At 43.0% G+C, this 20,625-nt stretch carries 21 protein-coding genes; 17 read left to right on the forward strand and 4 right to left on the reverse strand.

Going from position 1 to position 20,625, the window contains the following annotated elements:
• Positions 1–2: 2 nt before the first annotated feature.
• The 10 genes from ACFPA1_RS27640 (at position 3) to ACFPA1_RS27685 (ending at position 8,949) form a co-directional block, all read left to right on the forward strand.
• Positions 3–560, forward strand: coding sequence for a hypothetical protein (locus tag ACFPA1_RS27640; RefSeq protein WP_213147689.1), 558 nt, complete (start codon positions 3–5; stop codon positions 558–560).
• A gap of 113 nt (positions 561–673) precedes the next feature.
• Positions 674–1,495 (forward strand): MBL fold metallo-hydrolase, encoded by an 822-nt coding sequence (locus tag ACFPA1_RS27645; RefSeq protein ID WP_378588051.1) that lies wholly within the window; start codon positions 674–676, stop codon positions 1,493–1,495.
• Positions 1,496–1,594: 99 nt separating this feature from the next.
• Positions 1,595–2,971: an RsmB/NOP family class I SAM-dependent RNA methyltransferase gene (locus ACFPA1_RS27650; RefSeq protein ID WP_213147687.1), complete on the forward strand. Its 1,377-nt coding sequence runs from the start codon at positions 1,595–1,597 to the stop codon at positions 2,969–2,971.
• A 5-nt stretch (positions 2,972–2,976) separates the two neighbouring features.
• Positions 2,977–3,585, forward strand: a complete 609-nt coding sequence (locus ACFPA1_RS27655; protein WP_378588055.1) for an SAM-dependent methyltransferase — start codon at positions 2,977–2,979, stop codon at positions 3,583–3,585.
• A 44-nt stretch (positions 3,586–3,629) separates the two neighbouring features.
• Positions 3,630–4,130, forward strand: a complete 501-nt coding sequence (locus tag ACFPA1_RS27660; protein WP_378588058.1) for a hypothetical protein — start codon at positions 3,630–3,632, stop codon at positions 4,128–4,130.
• Positions 4,131–4,162: 32 nt separating this feature from the next.
• Positions 4,163–4,807: a LytTR family DNA-binding domain-containing protein gene (locus ACFPA1_RS27665; RefSeq protein WP_378588061.1), complete on the forward strand. Its 645-nt coding sequence runs from the start codon at positions 4,163–4,165 to the stop codon at positions 4,805–4,807.
• 129 nt (positions 4,808–4,936) lie between these two features.
• Positions 4,937–6,454, forward strand: a complete 1,518-nt coding sequence (locus ACFPA1_RS27670) for an acetyl-CoA hydrolase/transferase family protein (RefSeq protein WP_378588064.1) — start codon at positions 4,937–4,939, stop codon at positions 6,452–6,454.
• Between the two features lie 119 nt (positions 6,455–6,573).
• Positions 6,574–7,581 carry a DUF3231 family protein gene (locus ACFPA1_RS27675; RefSeq protein WP_378588067.1) on the forward strand — a complete coding sequence of 336 codons (1,008 nt, stop codon included), beginning with the start codon at positions 6,574–6,576 and terminating at the stop codon, positions 7,579–7,581.
• Positions 7,582–7,709: 128 nt separating this feature from the next.
• Complete coding sequence (locus ACFPA1_RS27680) at positions 7,710–7,829, forward strand: histidine phosphatase family protein (protein WP_213147682.1); 120 nt, start codon at positions 7,710–7,712, stop codon at positions 7,827–7,829.
• Between the two features lie 106 nt (positions 7,830–7,935).
• Complete coding sequence (locus tag ACFPA1_RS27685; protein WP_378588070.1) at positions 7,936–8,949, forward strand: DUF418 domain-containing protein; 1,014 nt, start codon at positions 7,936–7,938, stop codon at positions 8,947–8,949.
• A 232-nt stretch (positions 8,950–9,181) separates the two neighbouring features.
• On the opposite strand, the gene ACFPA1_RS27690 is transcribed toward ACFPA1_RS27685, so the two are convergent.
• Both ACFPA1_RS27690 and ACFPA1_RS27695 read right to left on the reverse strand, forming a co-directional pair.
• Complete coding sequence (locus ACFPA1_RS27690; RefSeq protein WP_213147820.1) at positions 9,182–9,718, reverse strand: ribonuclease H-like YkuK family protein; 537 nt, start codon at positions 9,716–9,718, stop codon at positions 9,182–9,184.
• A 106-nt stretch (positions 9,719–9,824) separates the two neighbouring features.
• Entirely contained in the window at positions 9,825–10,337 is a 513-nt protein-coding gene (locus ACFPA1_RS27695; protein ID WP_378588073.1) for a DinB family protein, read from the reverse strand.
• Between the two features lie 217 nt (positions 10,338–10,554).
• Here ACFPA1_RS27695 and ACFPA1_RS27700 point away from each other — a divergent pair, with 217 nt between their 5' ends.
• A complete protein-coding gene (locus tag ACFPA1_RS27700) occupies positions 10,555–11,856 on the forward strand; it encodes a S8 family peptidase (protein WP_378588075.1) in 1,302 nt (433 codons plus the stop codon).
• A gap of 153 nt (positions 11,857–12,009) precedes the next feature.
• Positions 12,010–12,603, forward strand: coding sequence for a biotin transporter BioY (locus ACFPA1_RS27705; protein ID WP_213147678.1), 594 nt, complete (start codon positions 12,010–12,012; stop codon positions 12,601–12,603).
• A gap of 116 nt (positions 12,604–12,719) precedes the next feature.
• On the opposite strand, the gene ACFPA1_RS27710 is transcribed toward ACFPA1_RS27705, so the two are convergent.
• Positions 12,720–13,973 carry a GGDEF domain-containing protein gene (locus ACFPA1_RS27710; protein ID WP_378588079.1) on the reverse strand — a complete coding sequence of 418 codons (1,254 nt, stop codon included), beginning with the start codon at positions 13,971–13,973 and terminating at the stop codon, positions 12,720–12,722.
• 245 nt (positions 13,974–14,218) lie between these two features.
• On the opposite strand from ACFPA1_RS27710, the gene ACFPA1_RS27715 reads away from it, so the two are divergent.
• Positions 14,219–14,689, forward strand: coding sequence for a nucleoside deaminase (locus tag ACFPA1_RS27715; protein WP_378588082.1), 471 nt, complete (start codon positions 14,219–14,221; stop codon positions 14,687–14,689).
• Positions 14,690–14,746: 57 nt separating this feature from the next.
• On the opposite strand, the gene ACFPA1_RS27720 is transcribed toward ACFPA1_RS27715, so the two are convergent.
• Complete coding sequence (locus tag ACFPA1_RS27720; RefSeq protein WP_378588085.1) at positions 14,747–15,481, reverse strand: IclR family transcriptional regulator; 735 nt, start codon at positions 15,479–15,481, stop codon at positions 14,747–14,749.
• A gap of 171 nt (positions 15,482–15,652) precedes the next feature.
• Between ACFPA1_RS27720 and ACFPA1_RS27725 the strand changes: the two genes are divergently transcribed.
• From ACFPA1_RS27725 to ACFPA1_RS27740, 4 genes are all read left to right on the forward strand, one after another.
• The gene (locus tag ACFPA1_RS27725; RefSeq protein ID WP_378588448.1) at positions 15,653–16,507 is read left to right on the forward strand and encodes a dimethylarginine dimethylaminohydrolase family protein; all 855 of its coding nucleotides are present in this window, start codon (positions 15,653–15,655) and stop codon (positions 16,505–16,507) included.
• A 19-nt stretch (positions 16,508–16,526) separates the two neighbouring features.
• Entirely contained in the window at positions 16,527–17,330 is an 804-nt protein-coding gene (locus tag ACFPA1_RS27730; protein WP_378588088.1) for a dimethylarginine dimethylaminohydrolase family protein, read from the forward strand.
• Between the two features lie 28 nt (positions 17,331–17,358).
• Complete coding sequence (locus ACFPA1_RS27735; RefSeq protein WP_378588091.1) at positions 17,359–18,978, forward strand: M20/M25/M40 family metallo-hydrolase; 1,620 nt, start codon at positions 17,359–17,361, stop codon at positions 18,976–18,978.
• A gap of 103 nt (positions 18,979–19,081) precedes the next feature.
• The gene (locus tag ACFPA1_RS27740; protein ID WP_213147672.1) at positions 19,082–20,491 is read left to right on the forward strand and encodes an amino acid permease; all 1,410 of its coding nucleotides are present in this window, start codon (positions 19,082–19,084) and stop codon (positions 20,489–20,491) included.
• Positions 20,492–20,625 lie beyond the last annotated feature (134 nt).

The following is a 20,625-nucleotide window of genomic DNA, read 5'->3' on the forward strand; positions in this document are numbered from 1 at the left end:
CAATGCAACAATTTATATATGGATTATTGTTACTTATTGCCCTAGCTATTCCGCCTATTGCTCATTTTATGGAATCCGTGATGATTATCCATATGCATATGCAAATGCCAATGGTGGTGTTTGCGGGATTCCTGATGGCACGACTTTTTATGGACCGCTTTCCGAGATTTTTTGAAAAATGGAACGGGAATGGCGTTCCGGGAATTTTATTGTTTGTCATAATTATAGGCTTCTGGACTCTGCCGCGTTCGATGGATGATGCTTTAACTGAACAAAGCGTAGAGGTATTTAAGTTTTTGAGTTTATCACTTTTAGCTGGAATTCCCTTGAGGGACAGCTGGAAAAAGTTAAATTCTCTTGGTAAAAATATTTTTTTCATCTTCTTCACCATTTTGTTCCTGGTGGTGGGCTGGCTTTATATTGATGCGCCTGTCCAGTTATGCAATAACTACTTGGTTATCGAGCAAATCACGCTAGGCTGGGGCTTCTTGACTACGGCAATTTGTATAGTTATATACTTGATATATATTACCTTTACGGACCGGACGAAATATGAATAATAGAAATGCAGCCGCTTGGAGTGATTCCGGGCGGCTGTTTTTAGGCAAATAAAGAGGGATGTTTAATGGCAGTGTAGAAGTAGATGACTGGAAGATAAAGAGGTGATTTAATAATGATTGAAGTGTGCTCAAAAGAGGATGTTGTCTGTGTCGAGGGGACCGTGGAAAGGTTTGGCCGCAAAATTTTTGCCTATTTAGTAGACGGCATGTTAGTTGATACGGGCCCTCAATCCCTTGAAGAGGATTTTATTTCTTTCTATAAAGAACATTCATTTGATAAGGCTGTTTTAACCCACAGCCACGAGGATCATTCCGGAACCGCACCGTGGATTCAGGAGAATCGCGATATTCCAATTTATGTCCATCCAAAAGGGGTCGGCGTTTGTGCGGAGTTTGCTCCTTATCCGAAATACCGCCAAATTACCTGGGGGGTACGAAGGGAGTTTCAGGCATTGCCGCTGGGAGAATCAATTCAATCGCACAAATCAACTTGGAAAGTGATTTACACCCCGGGCCATGCCGATGACCATGTTGCGCTTCTAGATATGGAAACTGGACGGCTTTTTTCCGGAGATTTATTTGTTGCTCCCAAAACAAAGGTGATTATGTCGAGCGAATCGATTCCAGTCATTATGGATTCGTTACGGACTCTATTAAATTATGATTTTGGTTCGATGTTTTGCGCCCATGCAGGTTACATACCGAATGGAAAAGATACGCTGAAGCAAAAATTAGACAATCTCGAGAATCTTAGCGGGGAAGTGGAGCATCTTTATAGAAGCGGGCTTTCTGTAGCAGAGATTAATGAAAAGCTGTTTCCAAAAAAATACCCGCTTATTACTGTTTCGGGCGGGGAATGGGACTCGATTCATATCGTTTCTTCAATAGTCACGGATTTTCTAAAAGATGTTATTAAAAGTGGATCACAAGATTAACGGCAGTAACCCGGAAACGGGGAACTGCCGTTTTATTTTTTAAAAAAAAGTGGTAAATTTATCGTAAACATTATTTTAATCAGCAGATGGGTGATCAACATGGAGTTGCCAAAGGATTTTCTCGAAAAAATGAAGGGCCTTTTAGATGAGGAATATGAGGATTTTGTAAAAAGTTATCACGAGAATAGAGCGCAAGGGTTTCGGGTAAACCCTTTAAAAATCTCAGTTGAGGAATTTAAAAAAGTCAGCCCTTTTAATCTGGAAAAAATTCCATGGGTGAAAGAGGGATTTTTCTATGGAACAGAGGACCGGCCCGGGAAGCACCCGTTTCATGAGGCGGGCTTGTACTATATTCAGGAGCCAAGCGCGATGGCAGCAGGGGAGCTAGTTGACCCGCAACCGGGTGAGCGTGTCTTGGATTTATGTGCAGCGCCTGGTGGGAAAACCACTCATATTGCGGGTAAGATGCAGCAGCAGGGATTTTTGCTCACGAACGAAATCCACCCTGCACGTGCCAAAATTCTTTCGCAAAATGTGGAGCGGATGGGGATTAGGAACGCCGTTGTAACCAATGAAACCCCGGCGAGACTGGCCCAGCGGTTTCCGGGTTATTTTGACCGGATTATGGTCGATGCACCGTGCTCTGGAGAGGGAATGTTTCGCAAGGACCCTGATGCCTGTACTGAATGGAGTCCTGAGAATGTAGCGGTATGTGCCGCTCGGCAGTTTGATATTCTCAGACACGCTGGGACGATGCTTCGCCCGGGGGGCAGGATCGTTTACTCGACCTGTACATTTTCACCTGAAGAAAATGAAGGTGTCATTAGTAATTTTTTAAAAGATAACCCTACCTTTGAGATAGAGGACGTTCAGGTTTATGAGGGCTTTGGAAAGGGCAGACCTGACTGGATTTCGGATGGTGCTTCTGATCTTAGAAAGACGGTCAGGATTTGGCCGCATCAATTACAGGGTGAGGGCCACTACATGGCCGTTCTAAGAAAAACGGATGGTGACGAGGCGGGCGGCAGGCTGAAGTACGCCAAAACTTTGTCCGACCAGAAAGTTTTAAAAAGCTATTATCAGTTTGCGGAGGAGACTTTACTTGAGACGCCAAAAGGGGAATTTCTTTTATTTGGCGAGCAGTTGTACTTGCTGCCGAAAGAGATGCTGTCATTGGAAAGTTTGAAGGTAGTCCGGCCAGGATGGCATCTGGGAACGATTAAAAAGAACCGCTTTGAGCCGTCACATGCCTTCGCTTTAGGTTTAACCGGGGAACAAGTGAAGCATAAATGGAATCTCAATAAGGATTCCCGAGAAATGCTCGCTTATTTGAAAGGAGAGTCTTTGGCGGCAGAAGGCCCGAAAGGCTGGTACTTGTTGGAGGTAGACGGCTATTCCATTGGCTGGGGAAAGCTGTCAGATCATATTTTGAAAAACCATTTCCCAAAAGGGTTAAGATGGACGGGGATGGGCTGATAGACATGAAAGAACATTATTATGATAAGCTATTAAATATAAAGACAAGAGCGGAGCAGCAGGGATTTCACCAGTCCATGCATTACCACCGCTATGAGCCAACTCCCTATAGCGGGCTGGAAGAATTATTTAAAACCTATGAGCTGAAACCGGACGACCGGGTTGTGGACTTTGGCTGCGGACGGGGGCGGCTGAACTTTTATATCCACTATTTTTTTCATGCATCAGTGGTTGGAGTTGAAATGGATGAGGGGCTGTTTCAGGCAGCTTTGGCAAATCACGAAAGTTATATTAGAAAAACAAAGAATCGCAGCTGCAAAGTTGAGTTTCGTTGCTGCCTGGCTGAAGAATATCCGGTAGCTCCTCGGGATAATCGGTTTTATTTTTTCAATCCGTTTTCGGTTCAGGTCTTTCAAAAGGTTATTAATAATATCTTAGTTTCACTGGAAGAACACCCGCGGGAAATTGATGTGATTTTATATTACCCATCTGAGGATTATATCTATTTTCTGGAAAACCAAACGGCCCTTGAACTGCAGGAGGAAGTAAAGTTGCCGTATGTTTATCGTCATAATCAAAACGAGCGATTTTTAATTTATAGGCTGGGATATTAGAGAAACTGCACGGGCAGCGTCAGGATTCACCGGGAGGGATATGGTTGTACCACCGTTTATGGATTTTTTTAAATGGATGTTTAGCCTTGATTTCTATCGTCTATATTTGGTTATTCAGTCCTCATGATAATTCACTAGTAGTTCTGGCGCAACTCTTGGCTCAGTTGGCAATGCTATTGTTTATAATCAATATCAATATGTATTTCATCTTTTTGGTGATTCGGAAGACGTCGATACGAAAGGTGAAAATCCGGCTTGCCAAGTTTTCACGCTATTTTATGAAATGGCATATCCCGATTGCGGTATTGGGTACGTCAACGATTATTGGCCATGCTGCGATCAATTTATATGCGATTGCCCCACTGCTTGGCTGGGGACATGTAAAATTATGGAGCGGCGTATTGGCACTGGTGACGCTGGCAGTCGTGTTGTTTGCGGGCTGGCTAAGGCACAAAAAGGCATCCGGATTCCGCCGAAAATTCCACCTCACCGCTGCCATGATGTTTCTAGTGATATTCTTAATTCATATGTTTATACCAGTATAATAAATAGGTTTTGAATTTGGAGGTGATTTTGAATGGAGAGTATTACGGTTGTTTCACTGTTAGATGTAATTAGTGAGTTGTTTTCGGATGAGATTTCGATTGCGGTTTCCAACACTAGTGAGTATATTTATTACCGGCCGAGCAAGCGGATTGATTTGAAGATTCGGCGTGGCGATCCTTTGAAGGATGGCACGATTGCCTATAAGGCAGTGAATACTGGGCAGAAGGTTTCGGAGTTTATCGACCGTGACGTTTTCGGGATACCATACCACGGGATGGCTGTGCCATTTTTTCATGATGGGAACATTGAAGGCTGTGTGACAGCAATATTTCCGTCACTGACAAGCGGCAAGTTAGTCGTCACCATTAAATCAGAAGATGGCTGGATTCCAGTTCCGTTTTCACAGGTGATCTACCTCGAGGCTAAGGAAAAGAAGACCTTTGTTTACGCCGAGGAGCACAGCGGCACACATAAATATTCGCTGCAGGAATTTGAATTTCTACTTCCAAAGGATGACTTTATCCGCTGCCACCGCTCGTTTATTGTGAATGTCAATCATATAAAGGAGATTCACCCAGACACCCATTCAACCTTTATTTTAACGATGAAAAATGGCGACAGGGTGCAGGTCAGCCAATCTTATTCGAGCTATTTTCGTAGATTGTTAGGATTTTAGAAAAAATTCTGCTTTAGCACATAGATTTTCTGTTTTATCCGAAAATTTCGTAACTAGTCCCCGATTTCTCTGACTGAAAACCTTTATCGGTTACAATTAAAATAAAATTCCATTGGGGAGTGGGATGAAATGTTGGATAGCAAATACGAACGGATTAAGGATTCACGACTTTGGGACCGTGTAGTGTCGCCGGAAGAGGCAGCATCTTGGATTCAAGACGGTATGACACTAGGATTAAGCGGCTTTACACGTGCCGGTGATGTGAAAGCGGTTCCCTTTGCATTGGTGAAACGTGCCGAGCATGAATCGTTTAAGGTAAATGTTTATACGGGAGCATCATTGGGCTCAGACGTTGACAAGCTGTTTGCAGAGGCTGGAATTATTGGGAAAAGGCTGCCTTTCCAAGCAGACCCGACGATGCGCGGAAAAATCAATAACGGTGAGATGTTGTTTGTAGATCAGCATTTATCACACACTTCGGAACTAGTTCGCGCTGGTGTAATGGATCCTGTCGATTACGCTATATTGGAAGCGTTCTCAGTTACTGAGGATGGAATGGTGATTCCGACCACTTCAGTGGGCAATTCTCTATCGTTTGCCCTGAATGCAAAATCGATTATTATTGAGATCAATTTGGCCCATCAGGTGAACCTGGAAGGCTTGCATGATTTATATGAGCCTGGGAAGCAGGGAGAGCGCGGACCGATTCCATTGACGGGGGTAAAAGACCGAATCGGAACGATTGGAATACCGGTTGATATTGATAAGGTAAGAGGGATTGTGTTTACCAACCAGCTAGACTCACCTTCAACGATTGTTCCTCCAGACGAGGAAACGGTCATCATGGCCAACCATTTAATTGATTTCTTACGTACCGAAGTGCAAACGGGCCGTCTCACAAACCGGCTTGCGCCGCTTCAGTCAGGGATTGGTTCGGTTGCGAATGCAGTTCTTCATGGCCTCTTGGATTCAGAGTTTGAAGACCTTGAAGTATACTCTGAAGTATTGCAGGATGCCGTGTTTGATTTAATTGATGCTGGGAAGGTTAAGTATGCTTCATGCTGCTCGATTACATTGTCAGAGCAGAAGATGAAAGAGGTTTATGGCAATTTTGAAAAATACCGCGATCTGCTTATCATGCGGCCGCAGGAGATTTCCAATCATCCGGAAATTATCCGCCGTCTTGGATTAATTTCCATTAACACCGCGCTGGAATTAGACATTTACGGCAATGTCAACTCCACTCATGTACTTGGAACAAAGATGATGAACGGAATCGGCGGTTCCGGGGATTTCGCTCGCAATGCCCGCCTTGCGATTTTTGTAACGAAATCCATCGCTAAGGGCGGTAAGATATCAAGCATCGTCCCTTTCGTTTCCCACGTCGACCATACCGAGCATGATGTCGATGTCATTGTGACGGAACAGGGGTATGCAGACTTACGGGGACTTGCACCGAGGCAGCGAGTAGAATTGATCATCGAGCGCTGCGCTCATCCAATGTACCGTCAGCAGCTGCGCGAATATTACCAGGAAGCTCTCACAAGAGGCGGACAAACCCCTCATGTATTGGAAAAAGCATTTTCCTGGCATACCAATTTCGCTGCGAATGGTACCATGCTGCAGCCTGTACTGGAAACGGTCTAAAATATTATATAGAAAAGCTAAAGGTGAGCCATGTATTCTAGGGCTCACCTTTAGTTTTTTGTTTGAAAAAACATATCTAATTGAAGTTTGGGGGAATTTAGATGATGGAGGGATAAAAAATGAATGAAAATGTGATCAAGCTAACTAGTAGTGAAATATCCTCGTTATGGTCTTCATATATAAACATCGGTGTGGCAAACTGCCTATCAACACACTTTGAAGAAACATGTAATGACCCTGAAATTCTTGCTCTTCTTGAAGAGTGTCAACATTGTGCCAAAAAACATTTGAAGCTGATAGAAGATTTATTTAATGCAGAGAAAATTGCTATACCTGAAGGCTTCAAGGTGGAGAAGCATGTCATCCCCCGCGCACCAAAACTTTTTTCCGATATGTTTTATATCCATTCGATCCTTCATATTGCAATGTTTGGGATTACCTCTCATACTGCTGGAATGATTCTTGCGGCTCGGGAAGATGTTCGGATATTGTTTAAAGGGCTATTTGATGATGTTTCTTATCTCTATAATAAGGTTGTAAATTGTATGCAAGAAAAAGGGATTTTTGTAAGAATGCCATATATGAACTATCCAACTAAAATTGACTTTGTAAATAAAGAAAGTTTTTTAACTGGCTGGTTTGGCAGAAGGCGTCCTCTGTTAGGTATTGAAGTAACCCATTTAATGGTCAATGCCATTCAGAATGAAGTTGGAAGGGCAATTTGTGCTGGATTTTCTCAGGTAGCCCAAGACCAGGAGGTTAGAGAGTACTTTCTCCGAGGAAAACACGTCTGCAAGCATATCCTAAGTTCCATCCATGATGTGTTAATAGAAAGTGATGTCCCAGCGGCGATGTCGTGGGATACAAGTGTAACCGACTCAACAGTTGCACCATTTTCGGATCAATTAATGATATATATCGTGGGGATTCTTTCTAATCTAGGCATTGCAGCCTATGGCACTGCGTTATCAGCGACAATGCGCAGGGACATAAGTGCCATGTACACCGGCTTTATCGCCAAAACGGGAACGTTTGGCGAGGATGGTTTGAATTTAATGATTGAAAGAAGATGGATGGAACAGCCGCCACAATTTGAAGATCATGATAAATTGGCTAAAAAGGAATAAATGATGAAAATAAATGATTGAAAAAAGGGAATCAACCTGGTGACTGGTTAATTCCCTTTTTTATATGGAGGAGATATCAGGAGAGCGGCGAAATAAAAGAAGTGTTTGTTTTTACGGGGGAATGTTTAATGGAAAAAAAGGTGTACGTGATTAGGCATTGTGAGGCGGAGGGACAGCTAAAGGGTGCGCAGTTAACAGAGAAGGGGCGAAAGCAGGCGAAGGAATTGGCTGAATTTTTGGCGACCTAAGTAACCCAGATGTCTACCTTTTGACCTTTTGCAATCAGAATGTCAGTATTAAGCGTGTGTGGGAGTAGAATGATCTGGTGTCAGGGACCAATTTAAGGAGAGTACAATGGAGTTAAATAAACGAATTGATGTAATTGATTATTTGCGCGGTTTTGCTTTGTTGGGAATCATTCTAGTGAATATTGGACCATTGCTGTCTGCTAAAACCCCCGCGCCTCACTCGTTGGACGCTTCCTATTGGCGATTTTTATATTTATTAGTGGAAGGCCGGTTTTACACCATTTTCACCTTTTTGTTTGGCGTCGGATTCTATATTTTTATTACACGGGCCAACGCAAAGGGCAAGAACGGATATGTCTTATTCTTGAGGCGAATTGCTGTACTATTCCTCTTTGGCTTGATTCATGTACAGTTTCATCCGGGAGAGGCATTAACCGTTTATGCAGCCTGTGGATTAATACTTTTGCCTTTTTATAAGATTAATAAAGCGGTTAATCTCATCATAGGGATTGGTTTGTTAGTCATTATTGGCATTTCCGCCATAAAAATTTTAATGGTCATTCCGGTTATGCTGTTAGGGATTGCAGCAGGTCAGTTCGGTTTGTTTGAGGTTGTATCCAAAAGGATAAAGCAGGTTGCCGTTTTCACTGTGATTATGTTCGGATTAAGCGCAATAGGACTGCTTTATCAATACCAATATGCACCGGTTTTATCCGAGGGTGTATTATTTGGAAGAGAGGCATCGAGGTTTATTGACCTTGGCATAACAATAGGTCCGATTGTTTCGGCTTTTTATACCGGTCTTTTAGTGCTGTTGCTGCAGATTCAGATTATCCAAAAGCTGCTGTCACCTTTAAAAAGCTACGGAAGGATGGCACTGACGAATTATCTATTGCAAACTATGTTTATCTATCTGGCAGGCTATACCTTTAACCTGTTCGGAAGGGTTTCTTACATAGAAACTCTTTATATATGTCTGGCTATTTACGTTATTCAAATGACATTTAGTGTCATTTGGCTGCGATTCTTCCAATACGGCCCGCTCGAATGGATTTGGCGGGCAATCACCTATATGAAGCTTCCGCCAATGCGGCGACGCACTAAAGCGCCGGGGGCCTGACCCTCGGAACCCCATTCTATGCCACAAAGGACAAAGGAATAGGGCTTGGCCTATCTGTCAGCAATAAAACTATCTAAGAACACCAGCCACCATGAAAATCGAAAGTCAAATCGGCCATGGCAAAACAGTAAAAGTGGAATTGGAACATATTTAAAAAAGGTGTCAGGCACCGCTCGTGGACAAATGGGCAATTTGTCCACCAGGGGTGGACACTTTTTTGCTGTTTGCAGCATTATTTTGTATAACGGTTGGCATAGCTTGAGGCGACGAAGGCATCAGGTTTTATTTTTGGTTCTACGCCCATGGATTCCATTCTCATGACCATTTCTTTCACAAACTCACTCGTTTTGTTTCGAATTCCCGCCCCGATGTCGATATGGCCCTCTATCGTAAAAGTAGCCCCTTGATAGACATTAGGCAGAACAATATTGATTAATTCATTTTTCTTTTCCTCTGTAAACAGGGAGACGACTTCCTCAGTTAATGATAATTCCAGTGAAATCCGCTCGTGCAGCTGAGTCATTTTTCTTGGAACAATCACCTTTTTAATACACGCCCATACGCCATTCCCCATATTTTGAATGACAATGCCGGTAATGAAAATGGTATGTGACCTGTGAACCTGAGAATCCGTTCCCACCATTAATCGGTAATTCCCGCGTGGATCACACTTCATAAATTCAGTTATTCGCTCGAAAACCTGTTCAAATGCCATTTTGCTCTCTTGAAGATTTTTAAATGTATGGCCTGCAGGCCTGGGATTTACCATCATGAATCCACCACATCTTTCCCTTCAATTCTTTGATGTTATTACTCTAGCTTATGGAAAAGTAAGGATTGGCGTGCAGCGATTGAAATGATTCTAAGGATGGGCTTTAGAGAATTTCAGATTTAATTTCCTTTATTTGCTCAATATGCCGCTGATCGTGCAAATAGACGTTTTCAATCCATTGATAAAGAGGCAGATAACCAAAAAGAGGATGTTTAGCAGATTTCTCTGTCAGAATGGTTTCGTCGTTTATTCCATCCATAACCTCGAGTAAAAATGTTCTTGATTCATCTAGCAAATTGAGAATTTCCTCCAGCTCGAAAGACTCCGCTGAAGGGGCAACGATACTCGGGGCATCTACTTTCTTGGAACGGTCTAATAAATATAGGTGTAACGGTTTTGCTTCTGCCTTTTTGCTCTTTTCGGAGTTAAGGCCATAAAGTAGCGCACTAGTAAAGGACTTTTCAGCTAAATAAAGATGGTGGCAGACTTGAGCAACACTCCAGGAATTTTCTCCGGGTAATTTGTTTAAATCTGCAAAACTGAGCGTTTGGATCTCGTTCATCAACTGCTGGCGAGCCTCTGCCAGCCTTTCGCGTAGAGCCTCCAATTCTATCATAAACATTCCCCCTAAATTGGACTAACAAAATATGTCCCACTATGTTTTATATTCGGCACTAAGCTAATTATTCCTTTTTATGACAAATAGAGGTTGGGTGTCCGCCTGCCTTAGATTATGACATCTCGCCTATTTACTAGAATGTGGACATGTACCGTTACCATTTTTTAAAAGTTTCATAATTTATTTAAAAAGTGATGAAAGGATGAGAGAATAATTGTTTGGTTATTCAATGGTTCAAATGGTGCGTACTCATGCCCATAAATTGGACAGACATTTGCGGGAAGAAGTTTTAAATCTGTACAAGCCGTTTACCTGGACGCCGTGCTTTTTGCATAAACATTTCGAGGGATTCCTTAAATGGGGCCGCAAAATGTCCGTTATTATTGAATTCGAGGAAGGCTGTTTTGAAAAAGGCTGCCATCAGGTATCCGAAGTGATGAAACAACATGCCCGAAATAGCATGAAACGAAGTCTATCAAGTGTATCCTGCCATAGTGCAGATGTGACGCCAAATGGGTTAGAAGGGATCCTGTCAAGCTGCCATCATGTCAAAAAGGTTTATTTAAACAGGGAAGTGAAGGCGTTGCTTAATGTTGCTGTCCCTGCCGCTAACGCCAAAAATATCAAAAGAAACAACACTGTACTAACAGGGGAAGGAGTAACAATCGCGATTATCGACACTGGCATTTATCCACATAAGGACTTAGGGGATAGAATTAAAGGCTTTGTTGACCTCGTCAATAATGAACCAGACCCTTATGACGATAATGGCCATGGCACACACTGTGCCGGTGACGCGGCTGCCAATGGTCCCTATGCAGGACCAGCCCCAGGAGCTCATCTGATTGGCGTAAAGGTGTTGGATAAATTAGGCTCGGGGTCTTTGGATACCGTCATGGAAGGGGTGGATTGGTGTATTAAGTACAATGCCGGTAATCCGCCTGAAAAAATTGATATCATCAGCATGTCATTAGGCAGCACAGCTCAGCCGGGTGAAGATCTAATGGTTAAGGCCGTTGAAAGGGCCTGGGCAGCAGGGATTGTCGTGGTAGTGGCGGCTGGAAATGAAGGCCCGAATTATGGAACCATCGCAAGTCCTGGTATTAGTCAAAAAGTGATTACCGTTGGGGCTCTTGATGATAAAAATTCTGTGGACCGCGGCGATGACGATGTGGCCAGCTTTTCAAGCAGAGGGGCAAAGGATGTTAAAGATGAGCTAAATAAGCCGGATATTTTAGCGCCAGGGGTGAATATCATTTCACTAAGATCTCCTAATTCCTATTTAGACAAGCTGCAAAAATCAGCAAGGGTCGACAATGATTACTTTGTTTTATCAGGTACTTCCATGGCAACACCTATTTGTGCGGGTATATGTGCATTGATTAAACAACGAGTGCCCAATGCAACGCCTCAGCAAGTAAAAGACCTTTTGAAAAATAACACAGATTTATGGAAGGACCGCGAAAACGCGATTTACGGTGAAGGCTATATTAATGCGGATAGATCCATTCCGTAGTAAGCCAATAAAGCGGAATAGGAAGATATCTCATTAATATGGTAGAAATCAGTTATTTTTGTTAACTTAAATGATATTTTGGTTGACAAATAACCACCCGCCCATTATTTTTAAATTATCAGATATCAGAATTTAATTTAGGGTGGGGAGAAAATGAGAAAGTTAAGAGCGCTGGATATCACGCTTGTCGGGATGTTCGTGGCCCTAATGGCGGTCGGGGCAAACATTACGACGATTGCACCATTTTTGCAGGTTGGCGGAGTGCCAATCACGCTGCAGACCTTTTTTGCTATTTTAGCAGGGTTAATTTTAGGCAGCCGATTGGGAGCTATTGCGATGATTGTTTATACCTTAGTTGGCATGATCGGAGTACCTGTTTTTGCCGGCTTTTTTGGAGGACTCGGAATCATCCTTCGTCCAACCTTCGGCTTTATTATTTCTTATATTTTTGCAGCTTTTATCATTGGGAAAATCGTCGAAAAGAAAAAAAGCCTGCCTGCTTTTATTATAGCGGCTTTAATTGGAATGACGGTGAATTACCTGTTTGGAACCAACTGGATGTATTATGCCTACAAGCTTTGGGCTGCAGCGCCGGAAGGCTTCACCTATAAAATGGCCTGGTTATGGATGGTACCGCCGCTTCCGAAAGATATCATCCTGTCCGTATTTGCGGGCATCATGGCCCACCGTCTAGAAAAAACCGTCCTCTCTAAGGGTCAATTCAAAAACCTGAAGCGGGCATCCTAAGGTAGAAGACTAAGCGGACATCTTGAAATGTCCACCCCATGTGGACAAATGTCTTTTGTGGTGCCTGACACCAAAAATGGTACCACACCAAAACAAAGAAGCGGCAGTACCTATTGTTAGGTTACTACCGCTTCTTTGTTTATAAGACCGTTTAGATAGGATACATGATTTTTTCCGAGCTGCTTGGATTCGAACATTAATTCGTCGGCAAGGATATAGGCTTTTTCCATTGAAACATATTCATTTACCTTGTAGTAGTAGAGTCCGAAAGATGCGGTATAAAAAATCAGAATGTTTTCCCCATTGTATTCCGCACTTACTGACCCTTTTTCAATCCCATTGCGAATATCGTTAACCAAATCAACGGTTTGTTCGAAATTCCGATTTCGGAGGCAAAGTGTAAATTCCTCACCGCCGCTCCTAAACAGATAATCCTCCGGTCCAAGATAACTCTTTAAAGTGGCGGCAAACTGCTGAATTACTTTATCACCTACGGCGTGGTTATAGCTGTCGTTTATTCCTTTGAATTTATCAATATCGGTTACGACAATCCCGATATTTTCATTAGATCGACTGAGCTCGGCCAATTTTTTGTCCATAAAGGTCCGGTTGAAGGCCCCTGTCAAAAAGTCTGTATAGGCCATTTGCTCGAATTGGTCACGCTCCAATTTCGTTTGAATGTTTTGCGATTTTAAATAGAAGGAATGGCTGACAATGTAATTCAAAATAAAGACAATGATTAACATTTCCCACTTTTGATCCTGAAGGAAATGGAAAAGAAGGCCGTTTGATATGGCAACCTTCCCATAATCCAGCATGCTGATGTCTTTAAAAATAAAATCGATGGCCTTCTTAAAGGATATTTTTTCACCCAAAAATAGAAACAGGATGACCATCGTGGTACCGGAAAGGTAAGAGGTAATGCAAACAATTAGAAAGATTAGAATCCAATATCCAAAGGGAATGGCTTGAAAGCTTTCATGGAGGTAGTGAAATAACAGGTAGGCTGCCGAGTTAGTGATCACAAAGGTTCCGGTATTATAAAAGGCATCAAAAAACTCGGTCGGGTCTGCTGTTTTTGTCCATTTCCGATAAATATAAACAGAAAAACGGTAAATCGTCTCAAATATAAATAAGCCGAGCGGCCCGGCAAATAGGACAAAGGATAGGTCGTAGCTAATCCCATATTCAATATTGGTATTGCCATTTTTAAAGAACACCCTAAGGCGGAAGTAAAGAATGGAGAAGAACCAGTATACAATTAATATTTTAAAAAAAATGGAATGGTCCACTAAAATACCGGAAGAACTTAAAGCTGCCAAAAGTGCAGCGGTAAATAAGGAAATCTCGTAAAGCTTGGCTTTATGCATGATTGTCAGTCCTTCCAACAGGTTTCAAAGAAGAGGCAATGAAATTGCCGATTTATTAAAAAAGAATGATAATTGGCCAAGCGAGTGGATAATCATATTTTACAAAATTTCTATTATATAACCTACATTTTTTAAAAAAATATCCTGCCTCAATTTTAAGTGGGAAAATAAGTCATCATTCTTTTTTCATAGGAAGGATAATAAATTGAAGGGAAGAGATAATGTCTTAGTGTTGGGGGGAATTTATGAGGGACGAGAGGTTTATGAAAATGGCCGTTGATGTAGCGCTTGATAATGTACTCCGTTTTGGCGGCGGTCCGTTTGGGGCGGTTATCGTGAAGAATGGCCAGATTATAAGTGTTGGCCGTAATCAGGTAACCGTGAAGACTGACCCGACTGCCCATGCTGAGATGCAGGCGATTAGGGCAGCCTGCAAGGTTTTAAATAGTTTCCAATTAACCGGCTGTGAACTATATACAAGCTGTGAGCCCTGCCCCATGTGTTTCGGCGCCATCTATTGGTCCAGATTAGAGAAGGTGTATTATTCCTGTACACATGAAGATGCCGCGAAAATCGGGTTCGACGACCAATTTATTTACGAACAGCTTGAAGTGCCTCCTGAAAAACGCACCATTCCTTTTATACGGCTTCTCACAAACAACACTTATCAGCCCTTCACTGCTTGGGTCAACAAACCAAACAAACAACAATACTAAAAACAAATGTCCACCTAGGGTGGACATTGTCTTTTTTCGGTGCCTGACACCGCTTTTTTATTTTGCACCTAATTTTTCGGAAATGCGCAGCCCGTATTCAATTACTTTTTTAATTAAAAGGCTTTTTCGTTCCTCCGTTACGTTGAGATCGACGTAGCCAATGCTGATGGCCCCAATCAGCTCATTTTGGTGGTTGAAAATCGGGGCGGCCACGGATGATGTGCCCGGTGTCCTCTCCCCATGGCTCTCCCCATAGCCCTGTTTCCTAATCTCCCGCAATAGTTTCAAAAATGCCTCTCGTTCATCCTCAGTTACTAACGAATAAACGTTGCTGATGGCTTCCTTTTGGGGCATATGGGCGAGCATTACTTTATTGGCTGCCCCGATGTTCAAAGGGATCCGGATTCCAAGCTGGTCATAAATACGGATAGGATTATTCGGGCAGTCAATCCTTTCTACAATCATAGACTCTAATCCGTTTGGTTTACTAAAATAAACGCTCTCTTCCACGATTTTCATTAACTTTTCCATTTCTGGACGGATGAGTCCCACAAAATCAAAGGTATCGTACATTTGCAGGCCGTACTCCAGCCAGGCATTCCCCATTGAATAGAATTTTGAATCGGAATCCTGTTGAATAAGACCGTGCTGCTTCATGGATTGCAAAAGCCGGTGAAGTGTACTGACAGGCAGTCCACATTCCTTCGATAATTCAGAAATGGCGAACCATCTTTTTGTATCACTTCCTGCAAGAACCTTAATAACCTGCATTGCTCGATCGATTGTTTGCATATAGCTATTCCCTGCCTTTATTAAACTACTGAAAGGTATTGTATATGTTCTGTAAATTCAAAAAATATTGACATGTAATTTCTAAGATTATAATATCATATTATAAGTTTTCCTGTCACAGGAAACGCATTCCACTATGCGGAAAACGGAGGGGATTTTTTGCTGACGTCCATGTACAAGAAGCTCAACAGAGTCATCGTCAAACATCCGAAAGACGCTTTTATCAGTCAAGAACATTTAGGTAGGGAATGGAAAAGATTCAACTATATTAATGAACCGGATTTTCTAAAGGCTCAGCATGAATATGAGCAGTTTATTGCCATCATTAAGGAGCATGTGGGAAATATTGAGTTTTTGCCTGTCTCGGAACGGGTTGGATTGGATTCACTCTATGCCCATGATCCCGTTAAATTTACTCCAAAGGGCGCCATCATTTTGAAATCAGGAAAAACATTGCGGCAGCCGGAGGCAGAGGTTTACAAAGACTTTTTACAAGAAAAAGAGATTCCGATAGTAGGAGAATTGACGGGCGAGGCAGTTGCCGACGGGGGAGACCTTGTCTGGCTTGATGACCGCACACTGTTAATCGGACGTGGCTACCGGACAAATGATGAAGCCATCCGGCAAATTAAAGAGATGGTCGCAGATCAAGTCGAAGAGGTAATCGTGGTGCAGCTCCCGCATGACCAAGGGGAGAACGAGTGTCTGCACCTAATGTCCATAATCAGTATCGTGGACAAAGATTTGGCAGTAGTCTATTCAAGATTGATGCCTGTGTTTCTCAGACAAATGCTGATTAAACGGGGCTTCCGGCTGGTTGAGGTGCCCGAAGATGAGTACCTAAGACTTGGCTGCAACGTGCTCGCGCTGGCACCTCGGGTTTGTATGATGGTTTCTGGAAACCCCTTCACAAAACAGCAATTAATCAATGCCGGAGCAACTGTCTATGAATATGACGGAAACGAAATCTCTTATTTAGGGACTGGCGGCCCGACCTGCCTGACATGCCCAGTGGAACGAGAATAAGAAATTGGAGGATGAAAAAATGTTAAAAGAATCTGCGTTGAAATCAACAGAAGGAACAAAATTGTTCCATCATACAATTGTCAAAAGACCTGGAACGACTTACGTTAATGGCTTAACTACCTCAGACCTTGGCAAACCGATTTTGGAAAAAGCATTTGAGCAGCACGATGCTTATATTGAAGCACTTAAAAAGTGCGGCACTGAAGTAACTGTCCTGCCAAGCAATGACCAGTTTCCGGACTCCACCTTTGTGGAAGATACAGCTGTTTTAACCCCGGAATTTGCGGTTATTTCCAATCCGGGCGCTGAGGCAAGAAACGGAGAGATCCATGACATGGAGCCGGCCATCAAATCCTTCTACGATAAAATTTACTATATTAAAGCGCCAGGTACACTCGATGGCGGCGATATTTTACAAGCTGAAGACCATTTTTATATCGGCATTTCCGCCCGGACAAACCAGGAAGGCGCCAAGCAGCTGAAACTAATCTTAGAATCTGAAAACTATAAAGCTACCATTGTACCGCTTCAGAAGTTTTTCCATTTAAAAACCGGAATTGCTTATTTGGGAAATCAAACCATTGTGGTGGCTGGTGAATTTGTCGATCACCCTGATTTCAATTCTTACAAAAAAATTATTGTGCCTCCGGAAGAGGAGTATGCAGCGAACTGTATTCGCATAAACGACTACGTTATAATCCCGTCAGGCTATCCGCAAACTAAACAAAGTATTGAGGAAGCCGGCTATCAGACGATTGAGCTGGATACTTCGGAATTCAAGAAATTAGACGGCGGTTTGAGCTGCTTGTCACTAAGATTTTAAAAATTGTGTGTGAAGGAGTTTGGAAGCAATGACACAGCTTAAGTGGGGAACACCGAAGGCTCTGAGGGAGCTATTATGCGAAGTAGTAAGCTGGAAAAGTATGACGCTGACGGAGGGAGAGCGTGAGTTTCCTTCCAAGGTGGCGGCGAAGCTTAAAGGTTTGACATATTTTCAAGAAAATCCAGAACACTTGGGTCTTCATGATGCCGATCTGGGCCGCCGTTTTGTAACCGCTTTATATAAACATCCGAGTGCCACGGAAACGGTTGTATTGATTAGTCATTTTGATACGGTGAATACCGAAGAATACGGAGACCTTCAGGAGTATGCATACCGGCCAGAGGAATTAACGAAGCTTCTCCATTCTCGAATCGATGAATTGCCGGCAGAGGCCCGGGAAGATCTTTTATCAGGAGAGTACCTATTTGGCAGGGGCACGATGGATATGAAAATGGGTCTGGCCATGCATATGGGGCTGATTGAAAAAGCTTCGGTCGAGCAATGGCCGATTAATCTTTTGCTCCTGACGGTTCCGGATGAAGAAGTGAATTCTTCGGGAATGCGGGCAGCGGTTCCGAAATTATTGGAATTAAAGGAAAAGCATCAGCTAACCTTTAAGCTTTTCCTAAACGGTGAGCCGGTCTTTACCCAGGAGCCGGGCGACCGAAACTTTTATGTGTACTCAGGTTCAATCGGCAAGATTATGCCGTCTGCCCTTTTTTACGGAAAAGAGACCCATGTAGGGGAACCGCTTAGCGGCATTACCGGACCGTATATTGCTTCATTTTTAACACAGAGGATGGAGTGGAATTTAAGCTTGCAGGAAACGGTGATGGGAGAAAGAACGCCCCTTCCGGTGACACTGCAGCAAAAAGATTTACGGCTGGAGTACTCTGTTCAAACACCATACCGTTCAGCCGCTTTATATAACGTATTTTTAATGCAGCGGAATGCGGAAGAAATTATGAATATGTTTGAAAAGGTCGCATTAGATGCAGCTAAATCCTGCAACCAGGCCTATTATGAGATTTGCAAAGCGCAGTCAGTTACTCCGGTAGGGCAGGTACGAGTGCTGCGCTATGATGAACTGGAAAAGCATGCGCTTCGAAAATTTGGTGCAGATTTTGTTGCGGGGATCAAAGCCTCCGTTCATAAAAGGGAGGAGTGGGATGACCGTGAAAAATCTTTCCGTATTGCGGATGCCTTAATCATTGAGTGTCAGGAGCTTGCACCAGCGATTGTCCTCTTGTATGCACCGCCTTATTATCCTGCTGTAAACTCGTCGGAAAATGAATTGGTGAAAAAGTGCATTGCCTACGTGAAGGAACACGGTTTTGAAAAGTTTGGGCTTCCTGTCAATCAAGTCCACTATTTTAATGGAATCAGCGATTTAAGCTATGTCAATTACCAGGATGCCGGCGAAGGCTGGACCGTCTATAAAGAAAATACACCTGCTTGGGGAACAAGCTACAGCATCCCATTCGATGAAATGACCCAGCTCCATGCACCGGTTCTAAACGTCGGACCATTCGGCAAAGATGCCCACAAACGAACCGAACGCCTTCACATCAAAAACGCCTTCGAAGAAGTGCCAGCCCTCGTCGAAGGCATGGTCAAAATGCTGGTGGAGAAAAAGGTTCGCTGCTAGAAATTAATGAATGTTATTGGAATTGGTGTCAGGCACCGCGCGTGGACAAATGGGTGTTTTGTCCACGTGGGGTTGGACACCGCTAAAAAAGGGGTGGGTAAAGATGGAACAAGAAGGTCAAAAGAACCAGTTAAGCAGGTCAATGAAACGGCGTCATTTGTTTATGCTTTCGCTAGGTGGTGTCATTGGCACCGGGTTATTTTTAAATGCGGGCTACACGATTAACCAGGCAGGAGCAGGCGGGGCGTTAATAGGGTATTTATTTGGCGGCCTTATTTTATATTTAGTAATGGTGTGCCTGGGAGAGCTTGCGGTCTATATGCCGGTTACAGGTTCTTTTCAAACATACGCCAGCAAATTTATTAATCCAGCAGCCGGTTTCTCGTTAGGATGGATGTATTTCATTGGTTCCGCTACCACTGCGGGTGTGGAATTTACGGCTGCGGGTATCCTGATGCAGCGGTGGTTTCCGGGTGTTTCAGTGTGGATTTGGTGTGCCATTTTCATCGCCTTGTTATTTGTCCTAAATGCGCTGACCACAAGGGGCTTTGCAGAGGCCGAATATTGGTTTGCAGGTATTAAGGTTGTAGCCGTTATTTTCTTTATCATTATTGGGGCAGCGGCGATTTTTGGCATTATTCCGCTTGAAGACAGACCAGCACCATTTATGGAAAACCTCGCTCCCAAAGGGCTGTTTCCAGCAGGGCTGACAATTATTTTTGTCACCATGATGAATGTTATTTTTTCCTACCAAGGCTCAGAATTAATCGGCATTGCCGCCGGCGAAAGTGAAGAACCTCAAAAGAATATACCTCGTGCCATTCGAAATGTCCTTTTTAGAATTATCATCTTTTATATCGCTTCTATTATTATCTTATCGGCTATTTTTCCAACAAAGGAACTTGGCCTGCTGGAAAGCCCGTTCGTTACGCTGATGGATATGGCGGGAATCCCATTTGCTCCTGATATTATGAACTTTGTTATTTTAACTGCAATTCTTTCGGTGGGGAACTCCTGTATTTATGCTTCCACCCGATTGCTTTGGGCGATGGCCCATGACGATATGGCGCCTAAGTATTTCGGAAAATTATCAAAACGGAAAGTGCCGTTCGCAGCCCTTGTGTTTACGATGATTTTCTCATTATTGTCGCTGCTTACAAGCGTGTTGGCGGCAGATACAGTGTTTGTGCTGCTCATGTCCATTGCCGGTATTTCTGTGACCATCTCGTGGATTGGGATCGCTTTGTCCCAGTTCATGTTCCGGCGCAAATTCTTGCAAGCAGGCGGAAAATTGGAAGACCTGCAATTTAAGGTTCGCTACTATCCACTAGTTCCGCTCGTTTGCATCATCTTCTGTGTATCCATATTAATATTCCTGGCCTTTGACCCAACCCAGCTGACCGGGCTCCTGATTGGACTAGGCTTCTTATTAATTTGCTATTTGTTCTATTACTTTAGAAATAAGAAGTTGGAGAAACTCAGCGCAACGAGTAACGATATAAATCCACTTTAAGAACATTCTATTTAACTGACTTGCTTCGCGGCAGGTCAGTTTTTTTCTTCAAAAATTTATTCCATTACACCGTTTCTGTAATGGAATTTTAATATTCTTCTAGACATATTTATGTAATATCAAACGTTTGATGA

This window comes from Neobacillus sp. GCM10023253, from assembly GCF_042653105.1.
Classification (GTDB): domain Bacteria; phylum Bacillota; class Bacilli; order Bacillales; family Cytobacillaceae; genus Neobacillus; species Neobacillus citreus.